The organism is Mycobacterium sp. 1465703.0, from assembly GCF_001672975.1.
Lineage (GTDB): Bacteria > Actinomycetota > Actinomycetes > Mycobacteriales > Mycobacteriaceae > Mycobacterium.
Window position 1 is genome coordinate 1 of sequence record NZ_LZKU01000093.1, and the last position, 696, is coordinate 696.

A 696-nucleotide genomic window follows, 5' to 3' on the forward strand; every position below is an offset into this window, starting at 1 on the left:
CCGCACCGAAAGACCAGCACCCAACGACTTATTCATCGCGGCCACCAACCGCATCGCCGACAACGAATCCCCACCCAAATCAAAAAACGAGTCATCCACCCCAACCCGCTGCACACCCAGAACCTGAGCGTAGATGCCGGCCAGGATCTCCTCGGTGACAGTGCCCGGGGCGCGGTATTGACCGGCGGTGTAGTCAGGTGCGGGCAGCGCCCGGGTGTCGAGTTTGCCGTTGACCGTCACCGGCAACGCCTCCAGCACCACCACCGCGGCCGGCACCATATACGCCGGTAACCGCTGCCCCAACACCGCACGCACCACGACCGGATCAGCGGTCCCGGTGATATAGCCCACCAGACGCTTATCGCCGGGGCGATCCTCACGGGCGATCACCACCGCCTGCCCCACCCCCGCCACACCGCTTAACGCGGACTGGATCTCACCCAACTCGATGCGATACCCGCGCAGCTTGACCTGCTCATCAGCACGCCCCAAATACTCCAACTGCCCATCAGCACGCCACCGCACCACATCCCCGGTGCGATACATCCGCGCCCCCGCACCCCCGAACGGACACGCCACAAACCGCGACCCGGTCAACCCCGCCCGACGCCAATACCCCACACCGACGCCGCGACCGGCCACATACAAAAACCCCACCACACCGGCCGGCCCCGGCCGCAACCCCCCCTCCACCAA

At 66.2% G+C, this 696-nt stretch carries 1 protein-coding gene; it reads right to left on the bottom strand.

The features are described 5' to 3' along the window. On the bottom strand, positions 1–696 hold a 696-nt coding region (locus A5625_RS08640; RefSeq protein WP_156748052.1), incomplete at both ends, for a phosphopantetheine-binding protein.